Source organism: Lentzea flava (genome assembly GCF_014648475.1).
GTDB lineage: Bacteria > Actinomycetota > Actinomycetes > Mycobacteriales > Pseudonocardiaceae > Lentzea > Lentzea flava.
This window is the reverse complement of sequence record NZ_BMRE01000001.1, coordinates 269,280-283,481: the sequence shown is the minus strand read 5'-3', so window position 1 is coordinate 283,481 and position 14,202 is coordinate 269,280. Positions and strand designations below refer to the sequence as shown.

Sequence of the window (14,202 nt, the reverse complement as noted above, 5' to 3'; positions counted from 1 at the left end):
TCGTGAACTACCTCGAACCGCGGACCGACGTGCCCGCGATCGACGACTGGTCCACCCGCCTGATCCTGCGCGACACGCGGTTGCCCGCAGAGCAACGGATCCACTCGCTCATCGCGGTCCTGACGTTCGTCGTCTGCTTCTTCCTGCCGATGACTCCCGGCAACGTGGCCGCGCTCGTCGTGCTGGCGTTCCTGCTGCTCATGACCGTGGTCGGGCCGTTGATCGGGATGGCGGGCACCCGCGCGAAGCGGAGCGGCCTGCTGGACGGGCCGTGGCGGCGCCTGCCGGCCGCGGTCGCCGAGAACGACGACGAGCCATGGGACGTGCTGCTGGCCGACGGGCTCGTGCTCAAGGGCTCGTTCCACGACCTGCCGGACATGGTGCTGGACCGGGGAGAGGTCTTCGTCTGCGGTCCGGACGCCGAGGGCAGGGCGATGATCAGGGCCGCCGGGTTCACGGCGATGCGGCCCGCCGAGGTCGGCACGGGGGAGTACCGGGCGAAGGAGCGGCTGGACCGCCCGCTCGGCCGTCCCCGGGACGACCCGGCGGTGCGGCAGGTGATCAACGCGACCTGGGTCTTCAAGACGACCTGGGTGATGTTCGTCGTCACCCTCGTGGTCGCCGGCGTGCTGGTCGCGCTCAGCGTGTCTCCGCTGGCGCCGACCGGCCTGGTCACGGCCGCGCTCGTGGCTCTCCCGCTGCTGGACTTCCCGATGTTGCTCGCGTCGATGCGACGCCAGCGGAGGGCCGAACGCGCCGTGGAGCACGCCGAGTGCTGGACACCGGTGCCGATCAGGTTGTTCCCGGAGAAGGCCGGGCACCACGTCGCCGGGATCGCGGAACTTCCCGGCGGCCCCGCGTTGGTGCGCTTCCCCGCCCCCGTCCTCGACGTGGTGGCGAACATCGCCGCCACCAGCGTCATGTGGATCGCGGGCAGGCACGAGAACCTGATCGCGGTGGGCGTGCCGCACGTGAACGCGTTGACGTACGCGGTCGTGCGCCCTGATGGGGCCGCCCAGGACGGCGACCCCATGCCGTGGTTCCGGCGGCTCCGGTCGCGGAAACCCCTCGGCCTGCCCTAGACGGGAGAGCGGCGGGCGCGGCCGGGCGGGCGGCCGAACAGCCGGACGTGCTCGCCGACGAGCCAGTCCTTCAGCGGTGCCCACTCCGGGTGGTGGTTGAGCACCAGGAGGCGGTGCATCCACCAGTTCGGGTCGTCGTGGCGGGGGAACGCCGCGAGCCACGCGGCTCTGCCCTCCTCCGGCAGGCTCCACAGGTGCGCCAGCTGGCCCTGGGCGTCGGTGTCGAGCTGGGCGGTGATCCGACCGCCCTCGGTGTGCCATTCCGCGCGCAGTTCGCGCAGGACGGCGATGGCGCGGTCGTCGCCTTCCTCGGCTGTGACGACCACTGTGTGCAGGCCCTGCGCTGCGGCTTCGGCGAGCAGGGCGCGGGCGGACGTTTCGTCGTGCGGCAGTGCGCTGTGCGCGACCCCGACATCGTGCGGCACGAGCTCCATGACAAGGAATCTGATCACATCTGCAACCAGTTCGGTGCATTTTATTGCTTCAGTGTTGACTGAAGCATCACCTTCACCCAGTCGGCCACCCTCGTTGCGCGGACGTTGTTGTACGACGCCCCGACATCGACACCGCACAACGTTTCCGCACTACAAAGGTGGTCGAAAGGGAAGGAGAGAGGTGTTGATCAGCAGAGGGGCCTCGGCTCGACGCCGGGGAAGTAGTGCTCCCAATGACGAGTGGACAGGTGCGGCGTCGTAGTCGAACACACGCGGGCCGCGGTGGCCTCGACGTCGATGTCCCACACGCGGACGGTGCGGTCCGCGCCCGCCGTCGCGAGGGTGCGGTTGTCCGGCGCGAAGGCCACGCCCCACACCCGTTCCGTGTGTCCGTGCAGCACTGCCCGCAGCTGGGAGTTGCGGGCATCGCGCACGTCCCACACGCGGACCAGGTCGTCGGTCGTGCCGGCCGCGAGCATCGTGCCGTCGGGAGAGAAGGCGAGGCGCTGCAGCGGTCCGCCGTCGTTGGGCAGGCTGCCGAGCCTGCGCGGCTGGGCCGGGTCGCTGATGTCGTAGAGGGCGCCGCTGCTGCCCATGTTCGCGAACGCCATGACGGTGCCGTGGATGACGACGGTCATGACCTCTTCACGCCCGGCCTGGCCGCCACGGCGGATCGGGTCCGGGTTGTCGTCGGTGCGCAGAGCCGGGTGCGCGCGGGGCGCCGCGGGGTTGCGGACGTCCCACAGCTGGAGCTCGCGGCTGCCGTTGGCGATGACGAGGGTGCGGTCGTCCTGCGAGAACTCGATCTGCCAGACGGTGTCGGTCTTCGGCACGGAGAAGCTGCCGGTCTTCACCGGGTTGGCGGGGTCGGTGACGTTCCAGAGCCCGATCGTGCCGTTCTGGTCGGAGGCGGCCAGGGTCTTGCCGTCGTTGCTGAAGGCCGCGACGACGATCGTCGCGCCGCTGGTGATCGCCCTGCTGAGCTCACGGGGGTGGTCCCGGTCGCTGACGTCCCACAGGACGTTGCCGGCCATGGTGGAGCCGAACAGGACGTCGCGGTCGGGGTGAAGCTCGACGGTGATCGCCTCGTCGTCAGGGGTGAGCTTGGGCAGGGAGGCGATTTCCTCCGCGTGCCGGTCCTGCGGGCGCCACAGCTTGATGGTGCCGTCGGAGGAGACGGTGGCGAAGTACCGGCCGCGCTTGTCGTAGTCGAGCTTCCACACCGTCCGCTTGTGGTGCGCGTAGTTGAGGTTCGCCAGGTCGAGCACGCGGACCTCGGCGTCGGTGGTGGCGGTGACCATCCGCTGGGAGTCGGGGCTGAAGTTGACCGACCACAAGGTGTCGGTGTGGCCCGCCAGTGCGGTGGCGAGCCGGACGTCGCGGGGATCGGTGACGTCCCACACGCGGGTGGTCTTGTCGCCGCCGCCGCTCGCGAGGAACTTGCCGTCGGGGGAGAACGCCAGCGTGTGGACGGAGAAGAGGTGCCCGGTGGCGACGGTGATCTGCTTCGGGTCGCGCGGATCGGTGACGTCCCACAGCTGCACGTCGCCGTTGTCGGCGGCGGTGGCGAGGATGCGGCCGTCGGGCGAGAAGGCGACGGCGTCCACGGAGAACGGGCCGGTGGTGGGGTCGATCGTGCTCAGGTGAGCGCCGGTCGCGAGGTCCCACAGCTTGACCGTGCCGTCCCACGAGCCGGAGGCGATCGTGGTGCCCGCGCGGTTGAGCGAGATGCCGTGCACGAGCTGGTCGTGGGCCTGGATGGTCCGCACGAGGGTGGCGGGGCCGGAGATGTCCCAGATCCGGATGGTCCTGTCCTGGCCGCTGCTGACGAGCGTGCGGCCGTCCGGGGTGAACTGCACCGCCTGCACCTGCCCGTCGTGGCCGGTGACGCGGGCCTTCTCGACGGGCTTGCGCGGGTCGGTGAGGTCGAACAGGTGGATGCGGCCGTCCCAGTTCGCGGTGGCGAGGGTCTTGCCGTCCGGGCTGAACGCCATGTTGTGGGTGGCGTTGTCACCGGCGCGGACGCGGCCGAGCTCGGTGGGGTGGTGGGGGTCGGAGGCGTCCCAGACGATCAGCGCCTTGTCGTCCGCCGCGGTGGCCATGAGCTTGTTGTCGGGGCTGAACAGCGCGTACGACGTCGCGTCGGTGTGGCCGGGGACGACGGTGACCTGGGGTGCGGCGAACGTGCTGAGCAGGCTGTCGCGCGCGACGGGGAGCCCGGTCAGGCGGTAGGCGGCGAGGCGGAGCTGGCTTGCGAGGCCGGGGTCGCGGTCCTGCAGACCGTTGGCCTCGGCGATGGCTTTCTGGGCGAGTGCGATGGTGCGTTGCTCGGTGGTCTGCCGTTGCGCGCGCACGGCGAACACGGTCGCGGTGGTGGCAAGGAGCAGCAGCGCGGCGAGCAACGCCACGACGCGGCGCAGGGTGGTGGTGCGGCGCTTCTCGGTGTCGAGGTCGTGCTGGGCGGCGGCTTTGCTGGCGTCGAGGAACGCCTGTTCCTCGGCGTTGAGGGCGCCGGGCTCGCGGGCGGCCCACTCGGTGGCCCTGGTGAGCGGCACGCCCCGGTAGAGCGAGCCGGGGTCGCGGCCGTGCGCCTCCCAGTCGGCGGCCGCGGCGGTGAGCCTGCGGTGCACCCGGAGGTCGTCGCGTGCTTCGGCGAGCCAGTCCTTGAGACGCGGCCAGCTGCGGATGACGGCCTCGTGGCTGATCTCGACGCTGTCGTCGTCGACGGTGAGGATGCGCGCGTTGGCGAGGTGTTCGACGACCTCGTCGGCCGCGAGCTCGGACCGCTTGACGTGCCGTTTGGTGTCCTCGGTGCCGTCGCCGGGGTTGACCAGGCGCAGGAAGATCTGCCGGGCCTGGGCCTGTTGCCGTTCGTCGAGCCCGGTGAAGGCGTTCTCGGCGGTGTTGGCGACGGCGCGGGCGATGCCGCCGCTCTCGTGGTAGCTGGTGAGCGTGAGGGTGTTGCCGCGCTTGCGGTGCCACGTCTCCAGCAACGCGTGGCTGACGTGGGGGAGGACGCCGGGTTCGCCGGTGGCGTCGGCGATGAGGCGGGCGACGAGACCGGTTTCGAGCGCGCACCCGACCTCGACGGCGGGCTGGGTGATGGCCTTGCGCAGCTCGTCGGTGGTCATCGGGCCGACCAGGACCTGCGCGTCCTCGACGGCGTTGGCGAGGGCGGGGTAGCGGGCGAGGTGGCCGTAGAAGTCGGCGCGCATGCCGATGACGGTCTGGTGCTCGCGGCGCGTGAGTTCGGCGATGAACTCGTCGCGGTGGGGAGCGTGAAGATCTCCTCGAACTGGTCGACGACCAGCAGAGCTTCGGTCTGGGGAATCTGGTGGGTGCCGGGGGTGATGAGCTCGCCGTGCACGCGGGCCAGGAGGCCGGCCCGCAGCAGGGAGGACTTGCCGGACCCTGACGCGCCGATGACCAGCACCGTGTCGTGGTGCTCGAGCTTGCCGAGCAGCTTGCCGACGAGCCGTTCACGTCCGAAGAAGCGGTCGGCGTCCTGCTCGGTGAACGCCTTGAGGCCGACGTAGGGGGAGGGCGTCCTGGGCTGGTCGGTGTCCTGGGCGCCGATCTCGCGCCAGCGTCGTTCCCACTCCTCCTCGTCGCCCCCACAGGCCCGGACGAACGCGAGCGTGACGGCGAGGCTCGGCAGCCGCTGGCCGCGGGCGGCGTCGGCGAGGGTGCTGGGGGAGTAGTGGCTGAGTTTGCCCAGCTCGCGGTAGCCGGGGGAGCCGGCCTTCTCGCGGAGCTTGCGCAGGTCGAAGGCGAACTGTTCGACGGGCCCGGCGAACGGGTCGAGCGGTTTCTCCGGGCGAGGCATGACAGGGATTCTTCCACCCGCGTTCAGCTCGTCACTCACGATGGCTTCAGTGTTGACTGAATTCAGTCACCAACCAGGAGTGCGTTCCAGAAAAGTGGATGCAGCCTCAAACGCCAGGGCGTGAGGGAGCGAGCTCGTCGGCTCAGGTGGTGTTGCCGCCGGAAGCGGTCGCGCGCGCGGTGGCGGCGGCCCCGTTCGAGCGGGGCTTTCCGGCGGGCTTCGTGGGGGAGTGCGAGGCCGTCAGGTGATCAGGCCCGGCAGCAGCGAGGGCTGGCGCTTGCGACGGAGCCAGACCTTGCGGGAGCCGTCGCCGTAGAGCAGCGTGCGGGACAGTTCCCAGCCCGCGAACTCGGCGTGGATGGCCAGCTGCGTGGTCGCGGTGCGGCGGGAGATGCCGGGCGGCAGACGCAGCGGCCGGTACTCCCAGTCCCCGTCGATCACCCCTTCGTTCATGGCGAGATCACCTGTATCCCTCCGTTGTCGCCGGACGTGACCGTGACGCGTCCGGTCTCCTGGTCGACGCTGACCGTGTTGGGCTGACGCACGGTGGGGAACCGGTGTTTCTCGGTCGGTTCGCCACCGGCGACGTTGAGTCCGACGACCTCGTTGCGCTCGGTGAGCGTGATCCACGCGATGTCGCGCTTGGCGTCGTAGGCGATGCCGTACGGGCCGCCGGGAACGGGGTAGCGCTGGCGCATGATCAGCGGATTGACGGAGAACGCGATGAACTCCCCGCCGCGGGTGTCGACGACGAGCAGGCGGCCGTAGCGGTCGGCGACGCCGTTGGTGGCGCCGTCGCCCGCGCGCAGGCCCGCGCCCCTGACCTCGGCGCCCTTGTCGTCGGTGGTCATCTCGAACACCGCGCTGCGCAGCCGGTCGAGCTCGACCTTGCGGCCGTTGACCTGGAACTTCAGCGTGGTGTCGCCCTCGGTGAACGATCCGCCGGGCGTGACGTCGCCGGGGACGGTTCCGTTCTGGGCGGGGGAGTGGGCCGGCTTGGCGGCCTCGAGCGTTTCCGCGATCTGCAGTGGATCGGAGGACCCCTCGCTCTGTCCGCACGCTGTCAGCGCGGCGGTGGTCAAGAGCAGAGCAGCGAGCCGGCGCAAGATCGGGTCCTCCTGAGATACGTCGTGGTCTACCAGCATCCACGACGTTCGGTCGGAGGTCACGCAAGGGGTGGGGTGAAACCCGTTCGGCCGCCTTGGGTATTTAGCTCTATAGCTTCAGTGTTGACTAAAAACAAACCCAGCCGGCACCCACGACCCCGGCTACGCTCAAGTCAGCAAAACCTCCCAGACATCAGGGCATCGGGCGCTCGGGGTATCCCAGCTCGATGGCGCTGACGTCGTCCAACGCGGCACGGATCGCCGGTGGCAACGTCAGCTGCTCGGCCTCCAGCGACGCGATCAGCTGGTTCGTGTCACGTGCTCCGACCACGGGAGCGACGACGCCGGGCCGGTCCCGCACCCACGCCAGCGCGACGCACAGCGGTGAGGTTCCGAGGCCGTCCGCCGCGGTGGCGACGGCCTGCACGATGCGGGCCGCGCGTTCGTTGCGGTGCTGTTCGACGTAGCCGGCGAAGTGCGCGGAGGCGCCGCGGGAGTCCGGTGGCGTGCCGTTGCGGTACTTGCCGGTCAGCACGCCGCGGCCCAGGGGTGCCCACGGCAGCAGGCCGATGCCGTGGTGCAGGGCCGCGGGTGCGACCTCGCGTTCGATGCCGCGTTCGAGCAGGGAGTACTCGACCTGGGTGGAGATCAGCGGGTGCGCGGAGGGTGTCATGGCGGCGGTGGCGAGCTGCCAGCCGCTGTAGTTGGAGACGCCGACGTAGCGGACCTTGCCGGAGGTGACGGCGTGGTCGAGTGCGGAGAGGGTTTCTTCGATCGGTACGCCCGCGTCCCAGGCGTGCAGTTGCCAGAGGTCGATGTGGTCGACGCCGATGCGGCGCAGGGAGCCGTCGAGTGCGGTGAGCAGTGCTCCTCGGGAGGCGCCGCCGCCGAAGGGGCCTTCGGTGCGGCGGGCGACGGCTTTGGTGGCGATGACGAGTTCGTCGCGGGGGACGACTTCGCCGAGGAGGGAGCCGAGGATGCGTTCGGCTTCGCCGTCGGTGTAGACGTCGGCGGTGTCGATGAGGGTGCCGCCGGCGTCGGCGAAGGCCATGAGCTGGGTGGCGGCCTCGTCCGCGTCGGTGTCGCGGCCCCATGTCATCGTGCCCAGTGCCGTTCTGGACACGCGGAGGCCGCTGCGGCCGAGGTATCGCTGTTCCACGTGCGCGATGCTAAGGGGTGATCATCGGCTGAGCCTGGCAATCGGTGTTACTGACCGGTAGGGTCTCGGCTCGTGAAGCTCGGACTGAACCTCGGATACTGGGGCGCCGGCAACGACGCCGCGAACCTTGAGCTGGCCAAAGAGGCCGACCGCCTCGGCTTTTCGGTGGTGTGGGCCGCGGAGGCCTACGGCTCCGACGCGCCGACGGTGCTCGCGTGGGTGGCCGCGCAGACCGAACGCATCGACGTCGGCAGCGCGATCTTCCAGATCCCGGCGCGGACGCCGGCGATGGCGGCGATGACCGCGGCGACGCTGGACACCCTGTCGGGTGGCCGGTTCCGGATGGGTCTCGGTGTGTCGGGTCCGCAGGTGTCGGAGGGCTGGCACGGTGTGCGGTTCGACAAGCCGCTGGCTCGTACGCGTGAGTACGTGGACATCGTGAAGAAGGCGCTGTCCCGCGAGAAGCTGCGTTACGAGGGTGAGCACTACACGCTGCCGTTGCCGGACGGTCCTGGCAAGGCGTTGCAGCTGACGGTGCACCCGGTGCGGGAGCAGATCCCGATCTACCTCGCCGCGGTCGGGCCGAAGAACCTGGAGCTCGCGGGTGAGATCGCGGACGGGTGGCTCGCTGTGTTCTTCTCGCCGGAGCACTCGGGTGAGTCGCTGGCGAACATCAAGGCCGGTCGGGAGAAGGTCGGCAAGACCCTCGAAGGGTTCGACGTCGTGCCCACCGCGCCGCTGATCGTCGGTGACGACTGGAAGGCGTGTGCGGACCCGGTGCGGGCGTATGCGGCGCTGTACGTGGGCGGTATGGGTTCGCGCAAGCAGAACTTCTACAACAACCTGATGGTGCGGATGGGCTTCCCGGCTGAGGCGGAGGAGATCCAGGAGAAGTACCTGGCCCGTGACTACACCGGTGCCATGGCGGCGATTCCGCTGGAGTTCCTGGACGCGACGTCGCTGTTGGGCCCGAAGGAGCGCATAGCAGACAAGATGAAGGCGCTCGCCGCCGCGGGGGTCACCACGCTGTCCGTTTCGCCGATGCTGCAAGATCTCGAGCAGGGGATCGCGGGCCTTCGCACCGCGGCCGAAGCTCTGGATCTGGCAGGAGTGGGTAGTTGAGCTGGTTGCAGGCTCTGGTCCTCGGACTGGTCCAAGGACTGACGGAATTCCTGCCGATTTCCAGCAGTGCGCACCTGCGCATCACGTCGACGCTGTTCTTCGGCAACGACGCGGGCGCCTCGTTCACCGCGGTGATCCAGCTGGGTACCGAGGTGGCGGTGCTGATCTACTTCGCCAAGGACATCGGGCGGTTCGTCGCCGCCTGGTTCCGCGGCTTGTTCAGCGCGGAGGCGCGCAAGGAGAAGGACTACCGGCTCGCCTGGTACGTGATCATCGGTTCCGTGCCGATCTCGGTTCTCGGTTATCTGCTGAAGGACGAGATCCGGACGTCGGCGCGGAATCTGTGGATCACGGCGACGATGCTGGTGGTGTTCGGTCTGCTGCTGGGTCTGGCGGACCAGCTGGCGAAGCATCAGCGGGACGAGCTGCGGATGAAGGACGCGATCGGGATGGGGCTGGCGCAGGCGCTGGCGCTCATCCCGGGCGTGTCGCGTTCGGGTGGCACGTTGACGGCGGGTTTGTTCCTGGGGCTGACGCGTGAGGCGGCGGCGCGGTACTCGTTCCTGCTGGCGATTCCGGCGGTGTTCGGTGCGGGGTTGTTCTCGATTCCGGACGTGCTGGAGCGCTCGGGTGAGGGTGTGCAGGCGTCGGTTCCGCAGATGATCGTGGCGACGTTGATCTCGTTCGTGGTGGGGTATGCCACGATCGCGTGGCTGTTGAAGTACGTGTCGAAGCACTCCTATTCGGCGTTCGTGTGGTACCGGCTGATGCTGGGCCTGGTGCTGATGGGGCTGCTGTCGATGGGGTTGCTGCAGCCCATCTAGGGTGGGTGTCGTGGCCACGGTGATCCTGCTTCGACATGCTCGTTCGACCGCCAACGGGTCCGGTGTTCTCGCCGGTCGGTCGTTGGGTGTCGGTTTGGACGAACGCGGGCAGGCGCAGGCCGCGGCGCTCGTGGATCGGTTGAAGGACGTTCCGATCAGCGCGGTGGTGTCGTCTCCTCTGCAGCGGTGCGAGGAGACGCTGGCGCCGTTGCTGGCGGATCGTGCGCTGGAGGCGGTGGCGGAGCCGGATGTGTCCGAAGTGGACTACGGCGCGTGGACCGGCAAGGCGTTGAAGGATCTGCTGAACGAGCCTTTGTGGGCGGTGGTGCAGCAGCACCCGTCGGCCGCGGTTTTTCCCGACGGTGAGGGGCTTGCTTTCGTGCAGGCGCGTGCTGTCGCGGCGGTGCGGGCGCACGATGCGAGGATCGCGGAGGAGCACGGGCCGGGTGCGGTGTGGGTGTTGTGCTCGCACGGTGATGTGATCAAGGCGGTGCTGGCGGACGCGCTGGGTGTGCATCTGGACGGTTTTCAGCGGATCGTCGTGGATCCGTGTTCGATTTCGGTGGTGCAGTACACGCAGACGCGGCCGTTCGTGTTGCGGGTGAACGACAACGGCGGGGATCTGTCGGGTGTGGTGCCGAAGGCGCCGCCGCAGGAGGAGCCGTCGTCGGACGCTACCGTGGGCGGCGCGACCGGGACCTGAGGTAGCGCTGTTCCGGCACGCTCAGGGTCAGTTTGGCGGCTTTCTCGTATTCTCCGGCTGCGGCGTCGTGGTCTCCTCGCAGGTCGAGGAGGTGTGCTTTCACGGCGTGGACGCGGTGGTGGTCGAGGTCCAGTGTGGACAGTTCGTCGAGGGCTCGTTGTGGGCCGTGGACCATGGCGACGGCGACGATGCGGTTGAGGGCGACCATGGGTCCGGGTGCGATGGCGGTGAGCAGGTCGTAGAGGCCGAGGATTTCGTGCCAGTCGGTGTCGTCGGCGGTTTTGGCGTCCGCGTGCACGGCGGCGATGGCGGCTTGGAGCTGGTAGGGGCCGATTTGCGCGGTCTGGAGGGCGTGCCGGACGAGTTCGGTGCCTTCGGCGATGGCTTGCCGGTCCCACTTGTCGCGGTCCTGTTCGGACAGGGGGATGAGGGCGCCGTTGGTGTCGGTGCGGGCGGGGCGTCGGGCGTCGGTGAGCAGCATCAGGGCGAGCAGTCCGGTCACTTCGCCGTCGTCGGGCCTTCTGCGGTGGAGCTGGCGGGTGAGCCGGATGGCCTCGGCGGTGAGGTCGACGCGGACGAGGTCGTCGCCGGAACTGGCGGTGGAGCCCTCGGTGAAGATCAGGTAGAGCACGTGCAGGACCGCGGTGAGGTCTTTCGGTGGCCGGAACCGGGCTCCTTTGATCTTCTGCTTGGCGCGGCTGATGCGTTGCGCGACCGTCGCTTCCGGTACGAGGAAGGCGCGGGCGATCTCCGCGGTGGTGAGGCCGCCGACGGCGCGGAGGGTGAGGGCGATCTGCGAGGCCGTCGTGAGGTTTTCGTGGCAGCACAGGGCGAGGATCGTGAGGGTGTCGTCCTGCGCGGGCACGGGGTCGGGTGGGGGAGGTGTCAGTGCGACGACCTTCTCCTCCCGCTGGCGGCGTGCGGTGTCGGCCCGGTACTGCTCGATCCAGCGTCGGCTGGCCGCGGTGATGAGCCAGCCCTTGGGGTTGGCGGGGATGCCTTCGTCGGGCCATTGCTGGGCGGCGGCGAGGAGGGCTTCCTGGACGGCGTCCTCGCACACGTCGAACTGGCCGTGTCTGCGCACGAGCACACCGAGGACCTGCGGCGCCAGTTCGCGCAGCAGGCCCTCGATGCGTGCGGTGGTCCTCACATGTCGTCCAGCGTGGACATGTCGAAGATCGGGCGGATCTCGATGCCGTCGTTGTGGGCGTCGGGCAGTGTGGCGGCGTGGGCGATGACCTGGTCGATCGTGTCGGCCTCGACGAGGTAGAACCCGGCCAGGTACTCCTTGGCCTCGGCGAACGGTCCGTCGGTGACGACGACCTCGCCGTTTCGGATGCTGACGCCCTTGCCGGTCTCTGGTCCGGCGAGGCCTTCGCTGACGACGAGCTCGCCGGATGCGCGCAGCTTGTCGGTGAGGTCGTAGTGCGCCTGCCCGAACTGCATCTGCTGTTCGTCGGTGAGCTTCTCCCACGCGGCCCGCGACTTCGGGTTGCTGTAGATCAGGATCAGGTACTTCACTTCCGGCCTCCGCTCGTGGCTGGCTGGCGCCAAAAATCCTCTCACCGCCATGTCGAGGCCGCGGGCCGTGTCTCGACACCGGTGTGTCAGCCGACTTGATGGAGGTTCGTGATGACTCACACGCTGGTGCGGGACGAGGCCGGGATCCGGGCGTTGTTCACCGAGCTCGAGGAGGGCATGCGGCTGCGGGATCCGGCGCGGATCGTGGCGCGGTTCGCCGAGGACGCGGTGACGTTCACGCTGGCGCCGCCGCTGCGCAACACCGGTGTGGACGCGCGTGATCCGGAGGCGCTCGCGGGGTGGATGGCGGGGTTCACCGGGCCGATCACCGTCGAGCACCGCGACCTGTCGGTGGAGGTGTCCGGTGACGTGGGGTTCGTGCACGGGCTGGCGCGGATGGCGGCGGTGCCGGTCGGTTATCCGGAGGGGTTCTCGATGTGGATGCGGATCACCGTGGGGGTGCGGCGGTGCGAGGGGCGGTGGCTGGTGGTGCACGAGCACCAGTCGGTGCCGTTCCACATGGACGGGTCGTTCCTGGCGGCGACCGATCTGGAGCCGTGACATGTGCCGGGGCCCGGACCGTGCAGGGGTGCGGTCCGGGCCCCGGTCTTCTTTGTGGCGGGTCCTTACTTCACGTTGACCGCGGCCCAGGCCCGGTTGACCGCCGCGTACTCCGGCGACGAGGCGCCGTAGAGGTCGGCCGCGGCGGCGAGGGTGCCGGTGCGGGCGGCGGCGTACTTGGTGCTGGAGGTGAACTTCGTGGTGAGCGCGCGGTACCAGATCTTCTCGGCCTTGGCGCGGCCGATGCCGGTGACGGGCTGGTTGTCGTAGGTGGGGGAGTCGTAGGCGACGCCGTTGATGGTCTTCTGGCCGCTGCCCTCCGACAGCAGGTAGAAGAAGTGGTTGGCGATGCCGGAGGAGTAGTGCACGTCGACGCTGCCCGCGCTGGAGGACCAGTAGTCGAGGCTGCGGCCGTCCTTGGAGGGCTTGTCCATGTAGCGCAACGGCTTGCCGTCGCCCCGGATGTTGATCTTCTCGCCGATCAGGTAGTCGCCGGCGTCGGCGCTGTTGGCGGCGTAGAACTCCGTGGTGGAGCCGAAGATGTCGCTGGTGGCTTCGTTGAGGCCGCCGGATTCGCCGGAGTAGACGAGGCCGGCGGTGGCGGAGGTGACGCCGTGCGACATCTCGTGTGCCGCGACGTCGATGGACGTGAGCGGGTTGCGGTTCTGGGCGCCGTCGCCGTAGGTCATGCAGAAGCAGGAGTCCGACCAGAAGGCGTTGACGTAGTTGTTGCCGTAGTGGACCTTGCTGAGCGCGCCGACGCCGTTGTTCTTGATGCCGCTGCGGCCGTGGACGTTCTTGTAGTAGTCCCACGTCTGGGCGGCGCCGTAGGCGGCGTCGACGCCCGCGGTGGCCTTGTCGGTGTAGGTGCCGTTGCCCCACTTGTTGTCGGCGTCGGTGAACAGCGTTCCGGTGCCGGAGCTGTTGTTGAGGTTGTTGACGGCCTGGTTGCCGCGCGCCGGGTCCTTGAGCTGGAACGTGCTGCCCGACTGGGTGGTGTTCAGCCCGACGGTGCCGCTGTAGGTGGACTGGCCGGTGCCTTCGGCGACGTGGATGTCGTCGTAGGTCAGCAGCGTCTCACCGGTCTTGGCGTCGGTGAAGGTGTGCAGTTCGCTCGGGGTCTGGTCGTCCTTCACGCTGTGCTTCACGGTCTCCCAGGCGAGCACGGGGGCGTGGTCGAGCGCGAAGACCACGAGCTTCGCGTCGGAGCGGGCGGCGGCGGGCGCGGAGGTGTCGAGGCCGGCGAGGGAGGCCTCTGTCGCCTTCGTGACGCCGGTGACCTGGCCGGCCTTCTGCGCGACGACGATGTCGCCGCCGATGACCTTGAGCCCGTTGAGGGTCCGGTCGAACCGGAGGTGGTGCGTGCCGTCGGCGTCGCGCACGACGTCGCGCGGCACGAGCTGCTCGCCGCCGGACAGTCCGAGGGCGGAGGAGATCGTCCCCGCCTGCTCGGCCGCGGCGTGCAGTGCTTCCTGCTTGGCCAGCAGCGGGTTCACCGGCTGCGGTGCCGCGTTGGCTCCGAGCGTGCCCGCGGAGGCCAGGGCCGCCGCGGACATCAGGGCGGTGGTGATGCCCAGGGTTTTGCGCTTCATGGAACGCTCCTTGTTCCGGTGCAGGGAGCGATCGGTCCGGCGTTACAGGGGTGCCGGGTCGACCACCGTGGAACAGCCCGACCTTCGTCTCGATGACCGGGCGTGGTGATCGTATTGCTCTGAGTGCATGGGAAGGGCCACTCCCAGAATCCGAGATTGCTTCACGAATTGAGCTGCTGCGCTGGTCAGAAGAGCGGCTTTTGCCCGCATGGTGGAACAAAAGAGCAGCTCAACCAGCGTGGAAACACAACGGAAACTTCCGGGTTCGACCG

The 14,202-nt window shown here is 69.1% G+C and carries 14 protein-coding genes; 5 read left to right on the top strand and 9 right to left on the bottom strand.

The window, feature by feature from the left end; translation table 11 throughout:
- Nucleotides 1–2: 2 nt before the first annotated feature.
- On the top strand, nt 3–1,082 hold the full coding sequence (locus IEZ09_RS01460) for a hypothetical protein (protein WP_189251668.1): 1,080 nt from the start codon (nt 3–5) through the stop codon (nt 1,080–1,082).
- Here the strand turns inward: IEZ09_RS01460 and IEZ09_RS01455 are convergent.
- From IEZ09_RS01455 to IEZ09_RS01430, 6 genes are all read right to left on the bottom strand, one after another.
- Nucleotides 1,079–1,516: a hypothetical protein gene (locus tag IEZ09_RS01455; protein ID WP_189251667.1), complete on the bottom strand. Its 438-nt coding sequence runs from the start codon at nt 1,514–1,516 to the stop codon at nt 1,079–1,081. The two genes, IEZ09_RS01460 and IEZ09_RS01455, sit on opposite strands and share 4 nt — an antisense overlap.
- A 188-nt stretch (nt 1,517–1,704) precedes the next feature.
- A complete protein-coding gene (locus tag IEZ09_RS01450) occupies nt 1,705–4,731 on the bottom strand; it encodes a WD40 domain-containing protein (protein ID WP_189251666.1) in 3,027 nt (1,008 codons plus the stop codon).
- Nucleotides 4,644–5,342 (bottom strand): helix-turn-helix domain-containing protein, encoded by a 699-nt coding sequence (locus tag IEZ09_RS01445; RefSeq protein WP_189251665.1) that lies wholly within the window; start codon nt 5,340–5,342, stop codon nt 4,644–4,646. The genes IEZ09_RS01450 and IEZ09_RS01445 overlap by 88 nt, the downstream gene beginning before the upstream one ends.
- A gap of 240 nt (nt 5,343–5,582) precedes the next feature.
- Entirely contained in the window at nt 5,583–5,795 is a 213-nt protein-coding gene (locus IEZ09_RS01440) for a DUF5703 family protein (RefSeq protein WP_112225096.1), read from the bottom strand.
- Entirely contained in the window at nt 5,792–6,448 is a 657-nt protein-coding gene (locus IEZ09_RS01435) for a YncE family protein (RefSeq protein WP_189251664.1), read from the bottom strand. Before IEZ09_RS01435 ends, IEZ09_RS01440 begins: the two co-directional genes overlap by 4 nt.
- A gap of 193 nt (nt 6,449–6,641) precedes the next feature.
- A complete protein-coding gene (locus tag IEZ09_RS01430; protein ID WP_189251663.1) occupies nt 6,642–7,607 on the bottom strand; it encodes an aldo/keto reductase in 966 nt (321 codons plus the stop codon).
- Between the two features lie 72 nt (nt 7,608–7,679).
- Here IEZ09_RS01430 and IEZ09_RS01425 point away from each other — a divergent pair, with 72 nt between their 5' ends.
- The 3 genes from IEZ09_RS01425 to IEZ09_RS01415 are packed head-to-tail and all read left to right on the top strand — an operon-like array spanning nt 7,680 to nt 10,256.
- Nucleotides 7,680–8,729 (top strand): LLM class F420-dependent oxidoreductase, encoded by a 1,050-nt coding sequence (locus IEZ09_RS01425; RefSeq protein ID WP_189251662.1) that lies wholly within the window; start codon nt 7,680–7,682, stop codon nt 8,727–8,729.
- A complete protein-coding gene (locus tag IEZ09_RS01420) occupies nt 8,726–9,553 on the top strand; it encodes an undecaprenyl-diphosphate phosphatase (RefSeq protein WP_189251661.1) in 828 nt (275 codons plus the stop codon). Before IEZ09_RS01425 ends, IEZ09_RS01420 begins: the two co-directional genes overlap by 4 nt.
- A 10-nt stretch (nt 9,554–9,563) precedes the next feature.
- Nucleotides 9,564–10,256, top strand: coding sequence for a histidine phosphatase family protein (locus IEZ09_RS01415; protein WP_189251660.1), 693 nt, complete (start codon nt 9,564–9,566; stop codon nt 10,254–10,256).
- On the opposite strand, the gene IEZ09_RS01410 is transcribed toward IEZ09_RS01415, so the two are convergent.
- Nucleotides 10,228–11,406: an RNA polymerase sigma factor gene (locus tag IEZ09_RS01410; RefSeq protein ID WP_229812150.1), complete on the bottom strand. Its 1,179-nt coding sequence runs from the start codon at nt 11,404–11,406 to the stop codon at nt 10,228–10,230. The two genes, IEZ09_RS01415 and IEZ09_RS01410, sit on opposite strands and share 29 nt — an antisense overlap.
- Nucleotides 11,403–11,777 (bottom strand): YciI family protein, encoded by a 375-nt coding sequence (locus IEZ09_RS01405; RefSeq protein ID WP_189251659.1) that lies wholly within the window; start codon nt 11,775–11,777, stop codon nt 11,403–11,405. The genes IEZ09_RS01410 and IEZ09_RS01405 overlap by 4 nt, the downstream gene beginning before the upstream one ends.
- A gap of 111 nt (nt 11,778–11,888) precedes the next feature.
- On the opposite strand from IEZ09_RS01405, the gene IEZ09_RS01400 reads away from it, so the two are divergent.
- Entirely contained in the window at nt 11,889–12,338 is a 450-nt protein-coding gene (locus tag IEZ09_RS01400) for a YybH family protein (protein WP_189251658.1), read from the top strand.
- A 65-nt stretch (nt 12,339–12,403) separates the two neighbouring features.
- Here the strand turns inward: IEZ09_RS01400 and IEZ09_RS01395 are convergent, their stop codons facing one another.
- On the bottom strand, nt 12,404–13,930 hold the full coding sequence (locus IEZ09_RS01395; RefSeq protein WP_189251657.1) for a M4 family metallopeptidase: 1,527 nt from the start codon (nt 13,928–13,930) through the stop codon (nt 12,404–12,406).
- Nucleotides 13,931–14,202: the final 272 nt, after the last annotated feature.